Here is a 21,894-nt window from a genome sequence, read left to right on the forward strand (position 1 = left end):
CATGATCGACAGACGCGAATTTATCCTTGCCATCGGGGCGACGGGACTGCTGACGGCTTGCCAGAGCGGCCCGCCCAAACCATCCGTCATCACAGTGAATCTTGCCGGCGGCGCCGGCATGAACCCGGGACCGGGCGGCGGCGACAGGCCGGTGACGGTGATGATCTTGCGGCTGAAAAGCACCGGCGCCTTCAATTCGGCCGATTATTTCGCCCTGCAGGGCGGTGCCGGCTCCGCACTTGGCGGCGATCTCATCGGCTCCGACACGATTTCCGTCGGACCCGGCAAGACCGCATCGAAGACCATCACGGTCGAACCGGAAGTGGCCGCACTCGGCTTCGTCGCGCTGATCAGGGAACCCACCGGACGCAACTGGCGCACGACCAAGTCGGTGTCGCCGGGATCGAAGTTCACCGTCAATGTGAAGCTCGGCAGCGGCGGCATTTCCGCCTAGCGGCGGCGGGTCCGCAAAGCCGCGCCAAGGTGACGAGCAGGAAGCAGAGAGTGCCGGCATGAGCGATGCAAACAGGGTGCTGTGGTCGGAGGGGCTTTTCCTTCGCACCCAGCATTTCCAGCAACAGGACCGCTTCTTCGAAGCGACGGTGCGCGGCGCCTTGCAGGCCGGGCATCTGCATACGTTCGGCTTTCGAACGCTGACGCTCGATCAGGCACAGCTCGATGCCGGCCAGATTTCGGTGCTCTCGGCACGCGGCATCTTTCCAGACGGGACGCCGTTCGCGATCCCCGAGACGATGGATGCGCCGCGGCCGCTGGCGGTGACGCCGGAAATGGGCGCGGGACCGGTGCTGATCGCGCTGCCGCTCGAACCGCCCGGCGGCGTCGGCTTCGACCCCGCTCATGCCGAGCCGTCCGGCGCGCGCTATCGCGGCCGGATCGTCTCGGTGCGCGACGCCGTGCATGGCGGCTCCGATCCCGAGGAAATCGAGATCGCGCGACCACAGGCGCTGTTGCTGGCGCCGGGCACGGCCGTGGGCGGCTACACCGCGCTGCCGGTTGCCGATCTCAAGGGTGTGCGCGCCGATGGCGGCGTGGCCCTGGACGATACGTTCCTGCCGCCGACCTTGGTCATCGGCGCGGCGTCCTGGTACAGCCGCCTGCTGCAGGAAGTGGTCACCGGCGTCGACCAGATCGCCGAGGCGCATGGCAAGATGGTGCTGGGCGGCCCCGGGCGCAGCGTCGAGGATCTTCTGATCCTGAACCTGGTCAACGCCGCGCGGCCGCGGCTGGCGCACATGCTGGCGCAGGACGTGTTCCATCCGGCCGAGGTCTACATGGAACTTGCCGGCCTTGCCGGCTCGATGGCGACCTACGGCTCGAGCGCAAGGCGGCTCGGCGAACTGCCCGTCTATGACCACATGGCACCGGGCCCCGCCTATTCGGCGCTGGCCGACGCGCTGCGTTCGCTGATCCTCAGCCTGCGCTACATCGAGCCGAAATCGCGCGCGCTGCCGGTCATGCGCCATGCCACCAATGTGTGGAAGATCCGCATCGACAACCCGAAACTTCTGGTGGCGAGCCGCATCGTGGTGCGGATCGGCTCCGAACTGTCGGAGGATGCCTTGCGCAAGATTTTCGTCAACCAGGCGACCGTCGGCTCGGCCAGCGAATTCGAAGGGCTGTGGAAATCACGCCTGCCCGGCATTCCGCTAAAGCCACTGCATTCGCAGCCGCGCGAAATTCCCTATGACGGCGACCGGCTGTGCCTCGAACTCGACCAGAAAAGCGAGCACTGGGCTTCGCTTCTCGAAGCGCCCGGTTTTGTGATCGGCGTTTCGGGCGTGCTGCCCAGCGAACCGCAGGTCGACTGCTACTCGGTCAACAGGTGAGATGATGAGCAGGGACGATCCATTCGGACTGTCCGAGGATCGGGAGCGGACGCGCATTCGGCTGAGCGGAGCGCCAACGCCGCGCGCCATGCCGCTGCCGGCGTCAGGGGTGACCGCGAAACGCTCCGCGCGCGCGCATCCGAACGTGCTCGTCAACGCGTTCTCGCCGCTGCTGGAATTTGCACCCGAACTCGAAAACGCGCAGCCGCCTGAGAACCCGGAAGCCCTGCGCACCAGGCTGCTCGACGAACTCGTGCGCTGCCGCGACGCCACCATGGCACAGGGATCGTCACTTGAGTGCGCCGACCAGGCCGCGTGGCTGGTGGCCGCGTTGCTCGATGATCTGGCGCTGAACACGCCGTGGGGCGGCGCCAGCGCATGGCCACGCCAGCCGCTGGTGGTGATGCTGCGCGGCGACGTCGATGCCGGCGCGCAGTTCTTCGCCCGTCTTGAAGAGCTGGAGCGCCATCCCAATCGCGACCGCGAAATGCTGGAGTTGCAATATCATTGCATGGCGCTCGGCTTCCGCGGCAAATATCGCGTGCCGGGCCGCTCCGGCGACCGTTCGCTCAATGCCGTGCGTGTGGCCGCGGCGCGCTTCCTGCGCGACAGCGACGCCGAAGGCGCACAGCTTTCGCCCAACTGGAAGGGCGTGATCGCCTCCGACGAGCCGCAGCGCTTCATCGTGCCGATCTGGGTGATGGTTGCGGCAGCGGCGGTGATCGCCACCGCCATTCATATCGGGCTGTCGATGAGCCTGAGCAGCCAGGCGGTCGAGCTTTCGGCGCTGGTTCGCGCCTTGCCGCCGCCGACGCGTACGGATGTCACCCGCGCTTCGCCGAAGGTCGACGCGCCGCCGCCGGTGGCGGTGGATTTCGCGCTGCTGCCGGAATTCCAGGCGGCAGCACCCGACGAGCTCAAGAGAGCGCTGAGCGGCACGGAGAGCGTGTCGCTGGCGCGGCTGGTCATCCAGGCCTCCAATCCCGAACTCTTCCAGTCGTCGCGCGCGCAGCTGACAGACGGCTTCGATCCGCTCATCGCCTCGGTCGCCAAGGTGATCCTCGAGAACCAGGAGCTGATCGGCGATATCACCGTGGTCGGCCACACCGACGGCGTTCCCTTGCAAAAGACCAACCCACTGTCCACCAACCAGCGGCTGTCGGAAGCCCGCGCCGCGGAAATTGCCGATATCCTGATTCAGAACGGCGTGCCGAAGGAGCGCGTGCGCTCCGAAGGCCGGGCCGCCACCGATCCGGTGGCCGACGACGGCACACGCGAAGGCCGGGCCTTGAACCGCCGCGTCGAAGTGCTGGTCGAAAAGAGGCTGTGACATGTTCATCCTGCGCTTCCTCTGGGCGGTCCTGACTTCGCGTTTCCTGTGGACGCTGATCGGCCTGGCGCTGCTGTCGCTGATCATCTGGGTATTCGGCCCGATCGTACGGGTCGGCGACTATGTGCCGATGGCGTCGGAGACGGTGCGCATCGTCATCATCGCTCTTCTGGTGATCTTCTGGCTGATCTGGCTGATCGTCGCGCAGCGCCGCGCGATCCGCGCCAACCGCATGTTCGTCGCCGAGATTTCCGCCCCGGTCGAGGAAAAGCGGCTCAGCCCGGGCGAGGAAAACGTCGCCGCGGTCGGCGCCAAGTTCCAGGACGTCATGGTCGAGTTGAAGCGCCGCAAGCTCGGCGGCCGCAAGTTCCTGCGCGAGATGCCGTGGTATGTGATCGTCGGCCCCCCGGCGACCGGCAAGACGACGGCATTGCGCCAATCCGGCCTCAACTTTCCGATCGACCTCACCGACGATCTGCAGGGCATCGGCGGTACCCGCAACTGCGACTGGTTCTTCTCCGAAAACGCAGTGATGATCGACACCGCCGGGCGCTATGTCCAGCAGGAAAGCCAGCCCGATGTCGACGCCGTGGAATGGCTGGGTTTCCTCGATCTGTTGAAGAAGCATCGTGGCCGTCGTGCGCTGAACGGCGTCATCGTTGCGCTTGGGATCGACGCGCTGTCCGAGGGCGACGAAGCCGTCAAGGCGCATGGCCGCAAGATCCGCAGGCGCCTGGCCGAGCTCGAAGAGCGGCTGGAAATCCGCCTGCCAGTCTATCTGATGCTGACCAAGGCCGATCTGATCAGAGGCTTCGAGGCCTTCTTCGGCGGCCTGTCGACGGCGGCGCGCGAACAGGTATGGGGGACGACCTTCCCGCTCGATGCACGCGTCGACGCCAAGACGATCGCGGGCGAAATCACGACGCTGTCGAGGGAGCTGGAAAAGCGACTGGTGCCGCGGCTGGAAGACGAGGATAAGCTGGCCGAACGGGCCGAGATCTTCCGCTTTCCCGCACAGCTGCAAAGCCTGTCCGAGCCCATCCAGGTGCTGGTCGAGGCGATGTTCGGCGAGAGCCGCTACGAGGAGGCAGCCTGGCTGCGCGGCCTCTATCTGACCTCGGCGACCCAGGAAGGCGCGCCGATCGACCGGCTGACCGCGGCGCTCGCCTCCTCCTTCGGCCTGCCGGCACGACGCACGATGCCGGCGCAGCGCTTCGAGAAGCGCAGCTTCTTCCTCAAGAACCTTTTGACCGAGGTGATCTTCAAGGAGGCCGGGCTCGGCACCTTCGATCCGCTGGCGCAGCGCCGCCGCAGCTGGGTCTGGCGCGGTGCCGCCGCTGCCAGCGCGGCTGCGGCCATACTCGCCGGCGGCCTGTTCACCTGGTCCTACTACGACAATCGCAACGCCATCGCCGCGCAAGCCGGCCAGTTCGAAGCGCTGCAGGCGCCGCTGACGTCGACCGCCGCGACGCCCGCCTCGGTGCTGCAGCCGGCTATGGACGTTGCCCTGACCGCCATGGACGAAGTCGCCAATGCCAGGACTGCGCCTCCGAACAAGGCACAGGACCTGCTCGGACCATCGGCTTCGGCCGAGATGATGCGGGCGCAGACCGACACCTATGACCACGCTCTGCGCAACGTGCTGGAGCCGCGGATGGTGGCGTTGCTCGAAGCGACCATGTGGCGGCAGATCCGCGATCCGGACTTCATGCTGGGGGCGCTCAAGACCTACCGCATGATGACCGGCCTGTCTCAGATGGACTCCGACTTCGTCGAGAATTGGTGGGTGAACGACCTGCCCGAATTCGCGCCGGCCGCGCCCTTCCCGACAGCCGATGCGGAAGAACACCAGCTGGCAGCGATCCGCCGCATGGCGGTCGACGACAGCTACATCGCGCCCGACCAGGCGCTGGTCGCCGAAGCGCTGAAAACGGTCTGCACGATCTCGCTGCCGGCGCGGGCCTACAAGCAATTGCTGGCCGATCCGGCGGTGGCCGGATTGAAGGAATGGATCCCCGCCAATTTCGCCGGGCCGAACGGCGCCAAGGTGTTTTCGCGACGCTCCGACAAGACGCTGCGCGTCGGCATATCAGGCGCCTTCACCTATGACGGCTTCCACGATGCGATCCTCGACCGGGTCGAGGATGTCGCCGCCCAGGCGGCACTCGACCGCGCCGTGTTTGCCGGCGGCTGCTCGGAAAATTCCGAGACGTCGGTGTCGGCGCTATCGGAAGATATCCTGAAGCTCTACTATGACGATTACATCGCGCAGTGGGACAGTTTTTTGCGCGACATGCGGCTGGCGCCGCTCAGCGACCTCAACATTGCCAGCGAGAATCTGAAGGACCTTTCCAGCGCCGATTCCGCGCTGAAGCGGCTGTTGACGGCGGTGGTCCAGGAGGTCGACCTCACCCGCTCGGACGAGGCGCCGACCGACGACAAGGCGGCGGCGAAGGGCGGCTCGAAACTACTGGGCAAACTCGGCAAGCTGGGCAAGATCGTCAAGACCGGCGCCAAGCTGTTGCCGCGCGCAGGCTCGGCGAGCGAAGTCGACCTGACCGGCACGCTGGTGGCCGAGCACTTCAAGCCGCTCAAGAGCACGATTGCCGAGGTCGACGGCCAGCCGCCGGCGCTCGATGCCGCGGTCGTCGCGCTGACGGCGCTGTCCAACGTGCTGCAGACGGTGACCGCCAATCCCGACCCGCAGGACGCGATCAAGAAACAGGGCGGGCTTGCCGAACTGACCGGCGCCGTCGCCCGCCAGGCGCAAATCCTGCCCGACCCGGTCAACACCTGGCTTAGCGGCATTGCCGGCGACACCAGCGGGTTGACGCAGAAGGCCGTGGCCTCCGAGCTCAACGCCATCTGGCGCGCCGACATCCTGCCCTTCTGCCAGGCCGCGCTCAACGACCGCTATCCGTTCAGCCCCGACAGCGCGGTCGACGTCAACGTCCGCGACTTCGCCCGCTTGTTTGGGCCGGCAGGGATGATCGACGGCTTCATCAACGACCATCTCATCAGCTATGTCGACACCTCTGCGCAGCCATGGAAATGGCGTGCCGATTTCGGCCTCGACCCGTCCGCACTTGCCGCCTTCGAGCAGGCGCGGCGCATTCGCGACGATCTCTTTCCCGGCGGCCAGGGCCCGGTGATGGCCTTCACACTCGAGCCGACCGACCTGTCGCCCAACATCACCCGCGTCACCCTCAACCTCGACGGCCAGAACCTGGTCTACTTCAACAATGCGACGCGGCCGCAGCCGATGACCTGGCCCGGCAAGGACGGCACCGGCGTTATCTCGCTCGCCTTCCAGCCGATCGACGGCTCGCCCGAAATCATGCTCAACGAGACGGGAAGCTGGGCGTGGCTGAGGATGCTGCGCGGCGGCCGCTTCACCGGGACGTCGCTGTCCGATGTCTACAGCCTGCGGCTGGGGACGAAAGGCATGTACGCCGATTTCAAGCTCAAGGCGGCGAGTGTCGAAAATCCCTACAACCTCCAGATGTTCAAGAAATTCTCATGTCCGCCGCAGATCTGATCCTGCCTGGCTTCTACGGCAAAATGCCCGCCACCGGCGACTTCGTCAGCCGGCGGCTGACGGGCGAGTTCGTGCGGCTTTGGGACCGCTGGCTGGCGCAGCATCTGGTGCCGCTGTTTGGCCAGGACATCTGGCCCCCGGCCACGGCGCTGCGGTTTCTGGCCGGCCCGAACTCCTTCGGCGCGTCGGCGGGCATCATCCTGCAGAGCGCCGACAAGGTGGGCCGGAAATTCCCCTTGAGCGTCGTTGCCCTGCTACCCGAAGCGCCTGTCGCGCTGACGCATGCCGAGGCATGGTTTGCCGGAATCGAGGAGGCCGCCACCGCCGCCCAGCAGGGCGAGCTGACGCCCGAAGAACTGGATGCAGCTTTGACGGCACTGCCGATGCCACAGGCCGAGCCGGGCGAAGAGCTGATCGCCGACATGGTGATGTGGACGGCGCACTCCGACATTTTCGACATCGATCCGCACGCGCCGCAACCGACGCTGGAGACAATCCTCGCCGGCAGCTGGGAGACCAGCTGATGGGAGCGCAACTCTGATGTTCGTCAGCCAGAACACCACCCCGTTTCTCGCCGAGACTTTTCCCTATCAGGACAAGCATTGCGTGAAGTTCTGCGTCGCGGTCGTTCGCGCGACATACGATGTCGATGAGCAAGGCAACTGCACGCCCAGCACGACGCAGTCACCCTTCGTCTACGCCGATACCCACTACGGCGATCCCGAGACAACGTCGGTACGCGTCGAAAGTGATTTCGTTCCGGTCAAGCCAAAATGCGAAGTGCTGCTCGACGCCCAGGCGGTCGCACCAATCGGCCGTCCAATGGAATCGATGGAAGTTGCGCTGATCGGGCCCGGCATCGACAAACGCGCCATCCTCACCGGGCAAAGACGCTGGTTCAAGACAGGTCTGGGTGTGCAGGCCTCACGGACTACGCCCTTTGTCAGCATGCCTCTCGCGTGGCATCTCACTTTCGGGGGAACTGACAGGACGGATCCCGAGAAGCCGCACGGCGATGGCATGAACCCTATCGGCACCGGCTTCCTGGTGAGCCAAGCCAATCCCGACGGTGTCCTTTTGCCGTGCGTGGAGCACCCGCAATCACGTGTCCGCATCTGGAACGACCGCGTGAAGCCGATCGGCTTCGGCCCGGTGCCGCGCTTCGCCAAACAGCGCGCGCAATATGCGGGCACCTATGACAAGAACTGGCTCGACAATATTTTTCCCTACTTGCCGACGGATTTTGATGATCGCTATTTCCAGGCGGCGCCACAAGATCAGTGGCTTGATCTGCTCAGTGAAGGGATGGTTTTCGGCTGCCTGGGGATGACTGAAAGAGGGCGCTTCGCGGCTAGGTTGCCAAGGCTCTCCGTGCCCGTCCGGTTTGTCTACGAAGACCGCATTGAGCGCAAGACCCTCGTTCCCGACACGTTGAACATCGTGCCGCACGAAGGCAAAATCGTGTTAGTGGGCCGGGTGAGCACGAAGGTTCCGCGCAAATTCGTGAAACTGCAGCAGGTGGAGATTGGCGTTAATCTCATCCCGGATGATGATGACAAGCCACACTACGCTGGACTGGGCGTGGCAATTGAAGCCCTGAAAAACCAACGGCGCCTGTCATGAGTTGGGTCTCCTGCATCAGCCTAGTGACACCGGTTGGCTACAGCGCCGCCAGTTCGATCGCGGCCATGCGGGGAAAAATAGCCGCATTCAACGAGCTGAGCTATCATGATGCGGAAGGCGAGCCGATCATCGGCGCAACAGTCGACGCCTTGCCGCTCAAGCTGCGAGGTCGCGAGCGCATCTCGGCGCTGGTCAAACTCGCATTCGAGCAACTCGATGCCGACACCGTGACCGGTCTGCCTTGGGGGCAGATGCCCCTTCTGTTGTGCACGCATGAGAACGAAATGCCTGGTGGCAGGCTCAAAGGAATTCTGGCGGGAATAACACTACCGGACGGACGCGGGCTGACGGGACCGAAGCTGCTGCATATCGCGGGCGGCCCTGTCGCGGTTTTCACCGCATTGTCCCATGCCGAGACGCTTTTGAAGAGCGAAGGATATCCCGCATGCATCATCGTCGCCGTCGATAGCCTGGTGGATGCGCGCACATTGTCGTGGCTTGATCTACATCAGCGATTGAAAACCAGTGCAGTCACCGACGGACTGGTTCCTGGTGAAGCTGCCGGGATCCTGGTGGTGACGCGCGATGCCGCTTCTTTGACCGCGATCAGCATTCTCGGCATCGGTTTTGGCGTCGAGGGGTCGACCTTGTTCAACGAGACGCCGTTCCGAGCCGACGGCTTGAGCGCCGCCCTGAAGGCCGCGCTTGCCGATGCCGGCGTGCCTATGCACAAAGTCTCGTTTCGCCTGTCCGACGTTGCGGGTGAAAGCTACGCTTTCGAAGAGTTGGTGCTGGCACAGATGCGCAATATGCGTGAAGTCCGGCCCTGCCAAGACGTTTGGCACGCAGCGGATTGCATTGGCGACAGCGGCGCCGCCGCCGGCATCATCCAGTTCGCCTGGGCCGAGCAAGCCTATGCGCGCAACTATGCGCCGGGAAAGCTCGCCGCGCTTCACGCAAGCTCTTGCTTCGGCCCAAAGGCCGCAGCAATTGTGGCACCCAGAAGGCCTAGTTGACCGATGACAAAGGACGTCTTCGCCGAGAAGTGGGAAATCGCCGGCAAGAACGGCATGAACAAGTCATTGGCGCGCTTTCCCGACGTGTGTCTGTCACCGCCTTCGCCGCCAGCCGGGCCTATCCCGGTTCCTTATCCTGACACGTCGTTTTCGAAAGACCTCCAAGAAGGGTCCGAGACGGTCAATATCGGCGGCAAACCCGCCGCGCTCGCCCAAAAGTCCTATTACAAATCGTCGCCTTTGGGCAACGAGGCGGCCACCCGGAGCTTTGGCGCGTCTGTCGTCACCCACCAAATCACCGGCAAGACCTACTTCCAAGCCTGGGCGATGACGGTGAAGTTCGAGGGCAAGAACGTTTGCCGGCATATCGACATAACAACAAGCAATCACGCCTCGCAGATCGGCGCAACGCCACCGGCGCCTACGAATGAAACCCAGGACATGAAACAGGCCAAGGCGGCCATCCAAGCCGGCAAATGTCCCTGTTGCGGCAACCCTTTGCATAAGTGGCAGATGGACCCCAAGACCAAGAGACCGTATCGGGTGATGACGGCGGGCGCCTTCTGGCGAAAGCAGATCAGCTTGATCAAAGTGCCGGACAAGCAGGCCGAGAAAGATACACTAACTGAGACCCTCGAGCGGATGAACAGAAGAAAGACCAGGCAGCGCAAGAAAAGAAAGGACGGCCAGCCGAGTTGCCCAAATGTCCAGACGAAGGAGAACCAGGGCTGCGCACTCCATTTCGACATACCTCAGCATCGCGATAAGATTACGCGACATCGTCCGACCGTGAAGCGACCACTTGGTCCAACAGCGGCCCAGGCAGCGGGCGACGCCTTCAGCTCGAAGAAGAAGAGCGCGGTTCTGAGTATCTGGAGCAAGATGAACCCGACGAATCCGATTCCCGCTGCTTATCCCCCTCCAAACAAGCCACCACCTAGCAAACTAAACCACAAGACGCCGCGCATGGCAGGTGGTTGCAACGATCAAGGAAACGTCGTTCCCCAGCACTACATGAACACCAAGGCGTGCAACGATATCGAAGATGACCAGAGCGAACTGGAAAAGGTCGCGAGCCTAATTTATTGAGTAGACATGGAACACTATCCAAAGATTGCCAACACCGCATTCGAGGAACTCAGCTATGGGTTTCATCCCAAATCGTTCGACCTCTATGCGTTGGACCTAGCCCGCCTCGAAACGAGCACACGCGCATGGGAGCGGATAGCAGCGGTTCTGCTAGGATGCACGCGCGGAAACTTTTCAAGGCTTCCGGAACTCGGCCCGTTGATGCGAGACAATCCGCTTTACCTACTTTGGCATGCGATCGCCAACATTTCCGGTTATGCCGGCACACTTCAGTCGGTGCGGCAGACTTTCGATCATATCGAGGACAAAAGCGGAGACAATTTCCTCTATTTCCTGGCAATTGCACTGGGAGCTACATCCAACCTCTCTGCGGTCGACTACCTTATGGAAGCGCACAAACGAGCTGGGGACATCGAGCCGCTAAGACAGATCGAGCAGGAAATATCCTTCCTTCTTGAAGCCGAGGATGGCCCATTGATGGCGGGTTCCATGGAGGAAGTCTTGACGGATGAGGGCTGGGTCGAGAGAGCTAACCGCGAGAGATATTTCGACCAAGTGAAGCAGGCGCGCGATGCGGTGCTAGAGCGCGTAGGCTCCAAGGATATTCCGATCTATGGAGGCGAGGCGATCGACATCGCCAAGATTGCGAAGCGCATGTATCGCAACTTGAAACAGGACGAGGAGCGGGAGCAAAGGCTGGCACGGGAAGCGACGCTGTTCGAGGCTACCACAGGCATCAATTGCTCGAAAATGTTCGATAGAAACGGCAACTTGAAATCGTTGCAGGCTGCCGGAATCCTCGAGACATTTTTCGACAGCGATGAGATCGGGGGCTTCAAGGCGGGGCAGAGATATTTTTTCGGTCACCCGATTGGGATCTGAGCAGTTCCACGCGTGTGCGGAGAGATCGCTGCTGCAAGGTTGGCCCTATCCGAAAAATCCACTCGCCTTGGCCCACTCCATGACTTTGTCAGCCAGCGGGATTTTTTGCTCGCCATATTCGAAGCGGTGGACAAATTCCAAACCGGCTTCGGCTGGGTCAATGGTGAACAAATCATCTTCTTGCGCAGCGTCGGGGAAGAGCTCCAGAAAAGCCGCACCCGCTGCGGCGGCCATCGCGGGTTCGCGCATGCGATCGACGAGCCAGTTGAGTTGGGTCTTGTCGTTGAGCATCCCAACTGCGCGGACAGCCGCCGGGTTCGCGGCGCGCATCAGACCTCCCAGCCAGGATCGGACTTCCCTCGACTGCGTTGTCTTGATCAAAGTACGCAGCGCGGTGAGTGCGTTAGCGTCGTCTGATGCGGCTACGGCCTCAAGATCGGGCCTAACCCGCTCCCCAAATCCAAGCTCTGCGAGTGCGACACCGGCCCAGAAGCGTACCTGGGCATCGCGATCATCGAGCAGCGCCGCGACAACCTGGACAAGCTCGATATGTCGAAGTCTCGCCGTGAGCCTAAGACCGATACACCGCGTCTCTGCGCCAGAGTCCTTTAGCAAACGCAAAAGCGTTCTGCCGGGGTCCATCTTGTGCACGTCGATCGCGTGAGCGGCAAGTTGCCGCTTAACGGGATCCTCGTGCGACACCCACTGTCTGACCCACCTCGCGATCTTGTCCGCTCGATGGATTTCCAACGCGCCAACAAAGCCGTAGGCTGCGTTCCTTTCAGCGCGGAAGAATTCAATCGACTCGTTCAGGCTTTTTTCGTCTTCCAGCTCAATTGCCAGCCATGCACACGTGAAAAGTTCGCCTTTGTCGGGAAAATCGGCCCATTGTTCGATGGCAAATGGCCAAGCCGCCGCGCCGGCGATCCGCAGCGCGTCTAGATGCACCTCAAGCCGGTCGCCAAAGCTCTTTGCCACCTGAACGTCCGGCGGGTCTGCATTCAGCAGCGTATCTCTTTGCGCCCAAAGGAATGCCACCAATTCGACATGCTGACGGAGCACGTCATCAGCCACCCTGTTGGGCCGCGCCTGCGTTGTGACCTGTGGCCCAGTCATCAGTTCAGATTCACGGAGCCACCGCGGATATTGTTCGCACCGCTAGCATGGCTCACGATGTATTTTCCGCGAAGCGAGATATGTCCATCACTGTCAAGTATGAGACTGGACTTTCCGCAGCGAAGTTCGATCCTCTTCGAGGCCTTCAGTCGGACATATTCACCATCGCTGATAACGCGCTGGGCCGCGCGCTTGCGGGCTGGTTCGATGATCGGTCCCATGATGAGCGGACGTCTCGGGTCGCCGTCCTGAAACAGCAACGCCACTTCTGATCCTATCATAGCCTGATTGAGCTCAACCAGGCTTCTGGCCCTCAGCGCCACATCCTCGGGATTGCCGGGAAATACAACCAGCGGACCCTGATCGTCGAAACCAAGGAACAGCCCGATGACCACCCCATAGATACGCTCGACAACTTTGCTCATCGCGACCTCAATTCTCGTTGATCTTCGAGCCCTTCAGGATGATGTCACCCGAGGCCTTGGCGTTGATCTTACCAGATGCCTTCAAGAAAATGTCCTTTCCCTCCACAACGATCGTGCCATCCTTTTTCATGACAACCTTCGAACTTCCGCATGTTAGGGTGATGTCGTCCGCCGCTTCGATCGACAGGCTTTTGCCAGACTTTGTAACCGAGTCTTCCTTGATGTCGGTAAGGCTACCCTTTGCAATCTTGAGCATGAACCCGCCACCAACTTCAGTGGAGTCATTCGACGTGATTTTGGCTATGCGCGAAGCGCCTACATCGGTGGCCTGTGACGCGGCGATCGCGACGGTCTGGCCAGCACCGATGCTGATGCTCTGATCGGCGCCGATGGTCCAGGTATCGCTCGTGCCTATGTTGTGCGTCTGGCTGATGCCCACGGTCATTGAGCGTGTCGCGCCGATGGTATTGGTCTGCACCGCACCCACGGTTCGGGTCTCGGAGGCCCCAACGGTATCGACCCGCGCCGCGCCAACAGTCACCGTCTGCACGATCGCGACGGTCTGGGTGTGGTTGGCGCCGATCGTCTCGGTCGAGTTCGAGCCGATGTTGATCGTCTCATCGACCCCCACCGTCAGTGAGCGGTTCTTGCCCACCGTCTCGGTGTCGTTCGACCCGATATTGGTGGTCTGGTCGACGCCGACCTTGACCGTCTTGTTGTTGCCGACGTCCTCGTCGAGGTTGTGGCCGACGGAGTGCTTGGCGTCGTGGTCGATGCGGTCGGACTGGTCGTGCTGGACCAGCTTCTGGCGATCATTCTTGATCAGAAGGTGGTGGTCCTTCTGCGCCTGGAAGTTGACCAGCTCCGAGCCGGCCTTGTCCTCGAACATCAGTTCGTTGTAGCCGCCACCGCCCTTCGACGAGTTGGACTTCCAGCCGGACTGCGTGGCGTTGCCAGGCAGTCCGTAGGGCGGCATCTGCGAGGCGTTGTAGACCCGGCCGGTGATGATCGGCAGGTCCGGATTGCCTTCGATGAAATCGACGATCACTTCCTGGCCGATGCGCGGGATCTGGATGAAGCCCCAGCCGCTGCCGGCCCAGGTCTGCGACACCCGCACGAAGCAGGAGCTCTTCTGGTCCTTCTTGCCGAGGCGGTCCCAGTGGAACTGCACCTTCACCCTGGCATATTTGTCGGTGAAGATCTCCTCGCCGGACGGACCGACCACGGTCGCCGTCTGCGGCCCGCGCATGATCGGCCTTGGCGTGATGCGCGGCGGCCGATAAGCAACTGAGGTCGGCGCCACACCGAGCACCACCTTGAAATTCTCGCCATCGGTGTCGACGCCGGCGCGATAGCCCGGATCGAACAGCCGGTACTCGGCGCTGATCACCAGATACTCCTTATTCTGGTCGTCGCGCGGAAAGCCGTCGAGCTTGAAGGTGCAGCCGGAGAACAGGCCGCGCACGGTGCCGACAGCGGCAATGCGCATATGCGGCGCCTGGATTTCTTCGCGCCTGATCGCCGCCAGGCTGTCGCCGCGCCCGACTTCCAGATGCGCGCCGGGGTGGCGATAGTTCTCGCCCGCGGCCTGCTTGTGGCCGAAGGGCTGCGCCGACTTCGCCATCAAATCGGCGGCGGGTTTTTCGAAGTCATAATCGGTGTGGGCATAGGCGCCGGGGCGCACCGCGCTGCCTGGAATCCAGTCGGTGATGTATTCGACGTCGCGGCGCGAGCCCTGCCCTTCGAACTGATATAGCACCGTCTCATAGCCCGGCGCCGGCTTGAGCTTGCTCATGGCGTCGGCCAGGATCAGTGTGTGCTCACCCTCGGCATGCTCGAAGAAGTACATTATGCCTTCATGCTCGAGCAGCCGCTGCACGAAATCGAGGTCGCTCTCGTCGTACTGCACGCAATATTCGCGCGGCGGATAGGAGCCTTGCAAGCGCTTCTCGAACTTGGCGATGCCGCCATATTTGGAGAAGATCTCCTCCACGATCTCGACGGCAGTCTTGTCCTGGAAAATGCGGCAGTCGGTGGTATTGCCGAGGAACCACAGCCACGGCCTGACGACCGCCTCGTAGTGAGCCAGCCGATCTTCGATGCGGGTAAGGCGAAACTCGGCGATGAGGCCGCTGAACCAGCGCTTGGGGTCGGCCTCGCCTTCGATCGAAACGGCGCCGCCCAGCATCTTCAGCGGGTCGATATCGGCATTGGTCGAAACAAATCCAACGGTGTAGGCAAGGCAGCGGCTGATCTCGTCGCGGCCGACGAGATGCGTGAAAGTCAACAGTTCGGCGCCGACCGGCGTCTGCACAAGCGCGGCGCGTTGTTCACTCGGCATGGGTCGTGCCCCTCCTGAGCGCTAGTGTGGCAGGTTCGAAGCCCTTCTTGTGTTAACGACCTCACGTTCAGGGATATTTCGCAACTTGCCACCCAAGCCATGTTGAGCCTACCACATGTTCTATGGCAGACCAAAGAGGACAAGCGGCAGGCCGTTGCTGTTTGCGCCGCTTTCGCCAGTGTGAAACGCCGCTCTCCCGCTGTGCCCGCAAGCTGCTAGACTGTGGCACATCGGATCAATGGAAACGGCAGCGGTCGACGGTCCATAGCGCATGTTCATCAGTCTGCAGATCAGCAATGTCGATGTCCTGCCTGCCGGGCTGCCGCCCGGATACGCATCGCGCGACCGCGGCTTCGAGATCGGGCGGGAGAACTGTGCCTGGACCTTGCCCGATCCGGACAAGTTCATCTCCGGCCGGCATTGCGAAATCCGCTACGAAGGCGGCGCTTTTTTTCTCCACGACGTCTCGCGCAACGGCACATTCGTCAACGGGTCGAGCCAGCGCCTGACCGGCCCGCACCGGTTGGCGCAAGGTGACCGGCTCCGGATCGGCCGCTATATCGTCTCGGTATCGATCGATGACGGGAACCCAGCCTTCGGTGGCCATGGTTCGACGCAACGGCAGATGCCCGTTGGATCCTTTCCAGACCATGCCGCATCGCCACGGTCACCGACCGCGCCGCCCGCTTCGCTCTCCAGCCGGCCGCAGCAAGCCGACGAGATCCTGCGCGCGATTGCCGCCGGCGCCGGCATTCCGCCAGAGGTGCTTTTGCTGCGCCAGCCGCAGGAGGTGGCCGGCGAGATCGGCGCGGTGCTGCGCATCGTCGTCGACGAACTGGTGCTGCTGTTGAAGGCGCGCGCCGCCGCGAAAGTCCTGGCCAAGACCAGCGACCGCACCATGATCAATTCCGCCGACAACAATCCGCTGAAGTTCGTGCCCGGGACCGACGAAATCCTCGACATCATGTTCGCGCGGCGTAGATCCGGCTATCTCGATGCCCGGCACAGCATCGAAGACGCTTTCCACGACCTCAAGACGCATGAATTCGCAACCTTCGCCGCCATGCAGGCGGCGCTGTCGCGGTTGCTTGACGATCTGTCGCCCGAGGCGATTGCGAAAAAACTGCCGCCATCCTCCTTTGCCTCGAAGAAGACGCGCGCCTGGGACGCGCTGGTCGCGACCTGGCGGGCCAAGGAGGAAGCGCACGAGAACGGCATGCTGGACATATTCCTCACCTATTTCAGCGAAGCCTATGCCAAGGCCGCCAAGCAGAAGACCGGCAAGGGCTGAGCCCCGCGCACTTCTGAAGACACCGTGAAGGCCTACCCAGGCACCGGCCAGCGACCAAAATTGCGCCGGGTTTCCATCGCAACCTTCTGAGACTACGATCACATACGACGATTGAGCACGCGGGTACGGTTGGTCGACCTCGGGGGTCTGCGGCACATGTCATGTCACGGCGAGATAGCGTCCTGCGGTCCGCGTTCGCGCGGACATGGCGCTGAGCGTCGCGCCGCGCGGGCGTAGAGGCAGGGATCGGCGATGAGCTCGAAGGATGATCCTTTCGATCCGACCGGCAAAACCGTCATCCGCCCCAGCCGCCCTAATCCCGGCCGCAAGCAAAAGACGGTTCTCGCCCGCGATGCGCCGGCGCCCGGCAATACGGTGATCGCCCCTGCCAGCGTCCCGGAACCCACGGTTTTCGACCCCAACGCCGGCCGCCAGCCGCCACCCGACGTCACGGGGACGGTGATCTATCAGGGAACGCCCTTCGCCAACGCGCCGGCCGATCCGCCCGTTCACGGCTCAGCCGGGACGGCGGGGAAAACGCCATGGGATGCGCTGCTCGGCGCCAGCGATGCCGTCGATTATGGCGCGGCCAACCCGATCGTCGCTGCCGCGGCGCCCTTGCTGATACTGCTTGGGCATCTGCGGCTGGTGGCCGTCGAAAGCCAGGTCGAGCCGTTGGCGCAACATGTCGCCGGCCTGATCGAGAATTTCGACCGCAAGATCGCCAGGACCGATACCTCGGAAGAGGATGCGCGCATCGCCAGCTATGTGCTTTGCGAAGCCGCCGACGATATCGTCGCCAATCTGCCCGGTTCCAGCCGGGATGCGTGGGCGCAGCACGCCATGCTGCAGCGCTTCTTCCAGGTCAAACCCACCGGCGCCGGTTTTTTCCAGGCGCTGAACACGGTGCTGGCGACGCCGGAACCTCATCGCAATCTCATCGAGCTGATGCATGTCTGCCTGTCGCTTGGCTTCGAAGGCCAGTATCGCGGCCAGCCGCGCGAGAGCCTCGAACGGGTCCGCCGCGACGTCTACGAGACATCAGCCTATTTCCGCGTCCCCGGTGACGACGACATCTCGCCGCGCTGGCAAGGCTTGTCGGTCACATCGGCGCAAGGCTCCAGGCGGGTTCCGCTCTGGGCCATAGCCGCTGCAACCGCAGCAGGCCTGACCGCAGCCTTTTTCACGCTGCGGGTCCTCATCACCAATGATGGCGAGGCTATTGCCGGCGAGTTGCTGGCGCTCAATCCGGCGACGCCGGTCACCATCGAGCGCACCGGCTTCGTCCCGCTGACCGAGGAGGTGAAGGTCGTCGCAGCGCCAACGACGATTGCGCAGGTCGATCGCATCCGCACTGCCTTGGCCAAGGAGATCGAAGCCGGCGGCGTCAGCGTCGGCACCAAGGGTGATTTCATCATCGTGGAAATCAGCAACGCCCTGCTGTTCCAGTCGGGACGAGCCGAGGTCAAACCGGAGTTCGAGCCGGTGGCCGCCAGCATCGCGGCGGCTCTCGATGCGGAGCGCGGGCCGATCCGGATCGTCGGCCACACCGACAATGTCAAACCGAAGAAGACCAGCGCCTTCAAATCGAATTTCGACCTCTCCGTCGCACGTGCCCAGTCGGTGGAAAAGATGATCGCAGCGCATTTCAGCGATCCGTCGCGGACAAAGGTCGAGGGCAAGGGCGAGGACGAGCCCATCGCCGACAATGCAACGCCGGAGGGCCGCGCCAAAAACCGCCGTGTCGATGTAATGATCCCGCGGGAGGAGATGCTGTGACCGGCTGGCTGCTGCGCATCTTCAGCGCGCTCGCGCTCGCCGGCTTTGCAGCCGCGGTCTGGTACGCCGGCCCGTTAATCCGCTTTGCCGGCGCCCGGCCGTTGGATCCCATCTGGCTGCGGGCAGCGATCATCGGCATCGCCGTCGGAACGGTGGCGATCATCTATGCAACCCGGTTCTGGCGCAGGCGCAAGGCGCAGAAGGCGCTGGAGGCCGCCATGGCCAGCGCCGAGGATGACGGCAGCGATGCAAAGGTGCTGGAAGCTCGCATGAACGAAGCGGTCGCGACGCTCAGGCAATCGAGCGGCAAGCGCAACTTCCTCTACGACGTCCCCTGGTACATCGTCATCGGCCCGCCGGGCGCCGGCAAGACCACCGCGCTGGTCAATTCCGGCCTGAACTTTCCGCTTGCCGGGTCGGGCCAGGCGCAGCCGGTGGCGGGTGTCGGCGGTACGCGCAATTGCGACTGGTGGTTCACCGACGAGGCGGTGCTGATCGACACGGCCGGGCGCTACACGACGCAGGATTCCCATGCACGGACCGACAGCAAAAGCTGGCTGGCGTTCCTGTCGCTGCTCAAGCGGCACCGGACGCGTCAGCCGATCAATGGCGTCATCCTGGCGATCAGCCTTGCCGATCTGATGGCGGACGGAGAGCAGGCGGCCCGTGTCGCCGAGATCCGCAGCCGCCTGCAGGAAATCCACGAGGTCCTGAAGGTCCGCTTTCCCGTCTACGTGCTGTTCACCAAGGCCGACCTGGTCTCTGGATTCATGGAATATTTCGGCGGTTTCGACGAAGCACGCCGGCGCAAGGTGTGGGGCGCGACCTTCCAGACCGCCGAGCGCGGCCTGAACATGGTCGCAGAAGCGCCAGCCGAATTCGACGCGCTGGTGAAGCGCCTGACCGAAGAGATGAGCGAGCGGCTGCAGGCGGAGACCGATCCGGTCGCGCGCATCGCCATTTTCGGCTTCGCCGCGCAGCTCGGTGCGCTGAAAGGCCGGATCGTGCATTTCCTCGAGGGCGTTTTCGAGCCGACGCGCAAGCAGCTGAACGCCCCCCTGCGCGGCCTGTATTTTTCTTCCGGCACGCAGGAAGGCACGCCGATCGACCAGTTGCTGGGCAGCATAGGCCGCAGTTTCGGCAGGAATGCCCAGGCGCATCTTTCCGGCACCGGCAAAAGCTTCTTCCTGCACGATCTGTTGAGCCGCGTCATTTTCGCCGAGTCCGGCTGGGTGTCCTATGACAGGGCGGCCGACAGGCGCGTTGCGATCGCCCGCTACGCCGGCCTGACAGCGATCGCGGCCATAGCGATCGCCGCGCTTGGCGTTCTCGGCCTGAGCTTTACGACCAACAAATCGCTGGTCGCCGCGACCGGCCAGGCGGCAGGCCAATACCGCGCGACAGCCGCGCCGCTGCTGGCCAGCACGACGGTGTCGGATGCCGACCTCGAAACCGTCATCGGTGCGCTAGATGCGCTGCGCGGCCTACCAGCCGGCTATGACACCAAGGATCAGCCGACGCCGGCCACGGCGACGTTCGGCCTCAGCCAGCGTGAGCGTATCCTTTCGGCTTCCGAGACTGCCTACCGGCAAGGGCTGGAGCGCATGTTCCGCTCGCGCCTGCTGTTCCAGCTCGAACGCACGATCGAGGCCAGGATGGCCGATCCGATGGCGCTGTACGAGCCGCTGAAGATTTACCTGATGCTGAGCGGCAAGGCGCCGAAAGTGGATGACGAGCTGGTCGTCACCTGGCTGAAACGGGACTGGGAACAGAACCGCTATCCCGGCGCCCACAATCGCGACGGCCGAGCGCAATTGGAGAAGCATTTGCGCGCCATGCTGGCGCTCGACAACGACCAGGATCCCTCGTTCGAACTCAACCGCACGCTGGTCGAATCCGCCCAGCGCTCGCTCGGCCGCATGAGCCTTGCCGATCGCGCCACCGCTCTCATCCAGTCGGCCACCTATGCGGCGGCGCTGGACGATTTTTCGGTGGCCTCGCAAGCCGGCCCGGAAGCGCCGATGCTGTTCGAGCGCAATGACGGAAACGATCTCGCCGGCCTTCGCGTCCCCGGTCTCTACACCCATGCCGGCTTCGACTTCTATCTGGCGCAACTTGCCAGGAGCGCGCAGGCGCTGGTCGACGATCAATGGGTGATCGGCTCGAGCGGCGAGCAAGGCGGCTTCGACCAGGAATTGCTCAAGCTCGGCCCGGAACTTCTCGACCGCTATGGCAAGAGTTTTGCGGCGGCGTGGAACGAGGTGCTCGACAGGTTGAAGTTCAAGGCAATGGCCGCCGACAAACCGCAATATCTGGCGCTGTCCGCAGCGGGATCACCGAGTTCGCCGCTGATGCAGCTGTTCGAGGCGATCGCGCGCGAAACAGCTTTGACGCAAGAGCGCAATCCGGCTGCGCCGTCTCAAGACAGCGACCAGGAAATCGCCGCGCGCGCCAAGGGCCTCGCCCGCATCGGCATCGAGATTGCGGCGCGCAAATCGCAGAGCAGGGCCGGGACCGCCTTTGTCAGTACGCAGAACCAGGATCCCGGCGCCAACATCGAAGCCCAGTTCCGGTCTTTCCAGGCTTTGGTGGCCGGGGCGCCGGGGCAGCGGCCGCTCGACGCCCTGACCCAGAATTTCCGCGAAATCTATCAGAGCGTGCGGCTGGCCGCCGATGTCCCCGCCCAGACGGACCAGGCCAACGCCAATCTGCAGCTGCAGATATCGACTCTACGCGCCAACGCCTCGCGGCTGCCGAAGGCGCTGGCCAGGATGGTGAGCGCGGCGGCGGACGATTTCGAGGGCACCGTCGCCGAAACATCGACCACGCATCTCAACGAGATGCTGGAGGAGACCGTCGGCCGTCCGTGCGAAGAGGTGATTGCCGGGCGCTTTCCATTCGCCCCCGCCGGTACCGACGATGTCGCCATGGCGGATTTTGCCAGATTGTTTTCTCCAGGCGGGGTTCTCGACCGGTTCTTCGCGCAGAACCTGGCGTCGCTGGTCGACATGAGCGGCCAGGACTGGGACTGGAAGCAGGACACCAGGTTCGGCCGCAATCTGGCGAAATCGACGCTGAAGAACTTTCAGCTCGCGGCACAAATCCGCGCGGCTTTCTTTCCGCTCGGCGGGCCGGTGCCGTCGATCAACATCACCTTCACGCCGCTGTCGCTGCATGGCGATGCCGACATGGCGCTGCTCAATATCGACGGCCAGGTGCTGCAGGCCACCCAGGCCGGCAACACGCCGGGACTGATTCCGTGGCCGGGCAAGACCGGTTCGGCCAGTCTCAGCCTGACGCCGGAGCTGCCCGGCCGCGAGTCCGCAATCAAGTTCGACGGTCCCTGGGCTTTGAAACGATTGCTGGACAAGGGGCAGGTCACCGCCAATGGCGATAATTTCGAAGCGCATTTCGTCATCGGCGGACGGGATGTCGCCTACACGATCAAGACCGGGGAGGACGGCAACCCATTCACGCTGCCGGCGCTTTCCGCGTTCAGCTGTCCGAAGGCTTTCTGATGGGGAATTGCATGGCAGGACCAGCGATTGCAGGACGCAGAGACAGCGGCGGCACCACACGGTCCGTCATCAGCGGCTTAGATTTCGATACTCTAATGA

General features: G+C 63.2%; 15 protein-coding genes. 12 read left to right on the forward strand and 3 right to left on the reverse strand.

The window, feature by feature from the left end; genetic code table 11:
• Window position 1 precedes the first annotated feature (1 nt).
• From tssJ to NKJ77_RS15940, 9 genes are read left to right on the forward strand one after another with little or no spacing between them, the layout of a single operon-like run.
• On the forward strand, window positions 2–454 hold the full coding sequence (gene tssJ / locus NKJ77_RS15900; protein WP_023735638.1) for a type VI secretion system lipoprotein TssJ: 453 nt from the start codon (window positions 2–4) through the stop codon (window positions 452–454).
• 58 nt (window positions 455–512) lie between these two features.
• Window positions 513–1,847, forward strand: a complete 1,335-nt coding sequence (gene tssK / locus NKJ77_RS15905; protein WP_352535433.1) for a type VI secretion system baseplate subunit TssK — start codon at window positions 513–515, stop codon at window positions 1,845–1,847.
• Between the two features lie 4 nt (window positions 1,848–1,851).
• Entirely contained in the window at window positions 1,852–3,177 is a 1,326-nt protein-coding gene (gene icmH / locus NKJ77_RS15910) for a type IVB secretion system protein IcmH/DotU (RefSeq protein WP_023830354.1), read from the forward strand.
• 1 nt (window position 3,178) lies between these two features.
• On the forward strand, window positions 3,179–6,715 hold the full coding sequence (tssM, locus tag NKJ77_RS15915) for a type VI secretion system membrane subunit TssM (protein ID WP_023830355.1): 3,537 nt from the start codon (window positions 3,179–3,181) through the stop codon (window positions 6,713–6,715).
• Window positions 6,697–7,239 (forward strand): type VI secretion system-associated protein TagF, encoded by a 543-nt coding sequence (gene tagF / locus NKJ77_RS15920; protein ID WP_023830356.1) that lies wholly within the window; start codon window positions 6,697–6,699, stop codon window positions 7,237–7,239. The genes tssM (NKJ77_RS15915) and tagF overlap by 19 nt, the downstream gene beginning before the upstream one ends.
• Window positions 7,240–7,255: 16 nt before the next feature.
• Window positions 7,256–8,338, forward strand: a complete 1,083-nt coding sequence (locus tag NKJ77_RS15925; protein WP_023830357.1) for a DUF2169 family type VI secretion system accessory protein — start codon at window positions 7,256–7,258, stop codon at window positions 8,336–8,338.
• A complete protein-coding gene (locus NKJ77_RS15930; protein ID WP_352535434.1) occupies window positions 8,335–9,354 on the forward strand; it encodes a hypothetical protein in 1,020 nt (339 codons plus the stop codon). Before NKJ77_RS15925 ends, NKJ77_RS15930 begins: the two co-directional genes overlap by 4 nt.
• 3 nt (window positions 9,355–9,357) lie before the next feature.
• The gene (locus NKJ77_RS15935; RefSeq protein WP_352535435.1) at window positions 9,358–10,443 is read left to right on the forward strand and encodes a DUF4150 domain-containing protein; all 1,086 of its coding nucleotides are present in this window, start codon (window positions 9,358–9,360) and stop codon (window positions 10,441–10,443) included.
• Window positions 10,444–10,449: 6 nt separating this feature from the next.
• A complete protein-coding gene (locus NKJ77_RS15940) occupies window positions 10,450–11,325 on the forward strand; it encodes a hypothetical protein (RefSeq protein WP_023823520.1) in 876 nt (291 codons plus the stop codon).
• Between the two features lie 45 nt (window positions 11,326–11,370).
• On the opposite strand, the gene NKJ77_RS15945 is transcribed toward NKJ77_RS15940, so the two are convergent.
• From NKJ77_RS15945 to NKJ77_RS15955, 3 genes are read right to left on the reverse strand one after another with little or no spacing between them, the layout of a single operon-like run.
• Window positions 11,371–12,399 (reverse strand): hypothetical protein, encoded by a 1,029-nt coding sequence (locus NKJ77_RS15945; protein WP_155923912.1) that lies wholly within the window; start codon window positions 12,397–12,399, stop codon window positions 11,371–11,373.
• 41 nt (window positions 12,400–12,440) lie between these two features.
• A complete protein-coding gene (locus tag NKJ77_RS15950) occupies window positions 12,441–12,866 on the reverse strand; it encodes a DUF6484 domain-containing protein (RefSeq protein WP_023823522.1) in 426 nt (141 codons plus the stop codon).
• A 7-nt stretch (window positions 12,867–12,873) separates the two neighbouring features.
• Complete coding sequence (locus NKJ77_RS15955) at window positions 12,874–15,207, reverse strand: type VI secretion system Vgr family protein (protein ID WP_352535436.1); 2,334 nt, start codon at window positions 15,205–15,207, stop codon at window positions 12,874–12,876.
• 271 nt (window positions 15,208–15,478) lie between these two features.
• On the opposite strand from NKJ77_RS15955, the gene tagH reads away from it, so the two are divergent.
• The 3 genes from tagH (at window position 15,479) to tssM (NKJ77_RS15970) (ending at window position 21,795) form a co-directional block, all read left to right on the forward strand.
• On the forward strand, window positions 15,479–16,498 hold the full coding sequence (gene tagH / locus NKJ77_RS15960) for a type VI secretion system-associated FHA domain protein TagH (protein ID WP_352535437.1): 1,020 nt from the start codon (window positions 15,479–15,481) through the stop codon (window positions 16,496–16,498).
• 252 nt (window positions 16,499–16,750) lie between these two features.
• The gene (gene tssL / locus NKJ77_RS15965; protein ID WP_352535438.1) at window positions 16,751–18,277 is read left to right on the forward strand and encodes a type VI secretion system protein TssL, long form; all 1,527 of its coding nucleotides are present in this window, start codon (window positions 16,751–16,753) and stop codon (window positions 18,275–18,277) included.
• Complete coding sequence (gene tssM, locus NKJ77_RS15970; RefSeq protein ID WP_352535439.1) at window positions 18,274–21,795, forward strand: type VI secretion system membrane subunit TssM; 3,522 nt, start codon at window positions 18,274–18,276, stop codon at window positions 21,793–21,795. Before tssL ends, tssM (NKJ77_RS15970) begins: the two co-directional genes overlap by 4 nt.
• The last annotated feature ends 99 nt before the right edge of the window (window positions 21,796–21,894 follow it).

The sequence above is a fragment of the Mesorhizobium sp. M0052 genome (assembly GCF_040323255.1).
In the GTDB taxonomy this organism is placed as follows: Bacteria; Pseudomonadota; Alphaproteobacteria; order Rhizobiales; family Rhizobiaceae; genus Mesorhizobium.

What these genes read in the sequence shown, in the direction of transcription:
- tssJ (WP_023735638.1), top strand. Translation starts at nt 2, where the DNA reads ATGATCGACAGACGCGAATTTATCCTTGCCATCGGGGCGACGGGACTG.
- tssK (WP_352535433.1), top strand. Translation starts at nt 513, where the DNA reads ATGAGCGATGCAAACAGGGTGCTGTGGTCGGAGGGGCTTTTCCTTCGC.
- icmH (WP_023830354.1), top strand. Translation starts at nt 1,852, where the DNA reads ATGAGCAGGGACGATCCATTCGGACTGTCCGAGGATCGGGAGCGGACG.
- tssM (WP_023830355.1), top strand. Translation starts at nt 3,179, where the DNA reads ATGTTCATCCTGCGCTTCCTCTGGGCGGTCCTGACTTCGCGTTTCCTG.
- tagF (WP_023830356.1), top strand. Translation starts at nt 6,697, where the DNA reads ATGTCCGCCGCAGATCTGATCCTGCCTGGCTTCTACGGCAAAATGCCC.
- NKJ77_RS15925 (WP_023830357.1), top strand. Translation starts at nt 7,256, where the DNA reads ATGTTCGTCAGCCAGAACACCACCCCGTTTCTCGCCGAGACTTTTCCC.
- NKJ77_RS15930 (WP_352535434.1), top strand. Translation starts at nt 8,335, where the DNA reads ATGAGTTGGGTCTCCTGCATCAGCCTAGTGACACCGGTTGGCTACAGC.
- NKJ77_RS15935 (WP_352535435.1), top strand. Translation starts at nt 9,358, where the DNA reads ATGACAAAGGACGTCTTCGCCGAGAAGTGGGAAATCGCCGGCAAGAAC.
- NKJ77_RS15940 (WP_023823520.1), top strand. Translation starts at nt 10,450, where the DNA reads ATGGAACACTATCCAAAGATTGCCAACACCGCATTCGAGGAACTCAGC.
- NKJ77_RS15950 (WP_023823522.1), bottom strand. Translation starts at nt 12,866, where the DNA reads ATGAGCAAAGTTGTCGAGCGTATCTATGGGGTGGTCATCGGGCTGTTC.
- NKJ77_RS15955 (WP_352535436.1), bottom strand. Translation starts at nt 15,207, where the DNA reads ATGCCGAGTGAACAACGCGCCGCGCTTGTGCAGACGCCGGTCGGCGCC.
- tagH (WP_352535437.1), top strand. Translation starts at nt 15,479, where the DNA reads ATGTTCATCAGTCTGCAGATCAGCAATGTCGATGTCCTGCCTGCCGGG.
- tssL (WP_352535438.1), top strand. Translation starts at nt 16,751, where the DNA reads ATGAGCTCGAAGGATGATCCTTTCGATCCGACCGGCAAAACCGTCATC.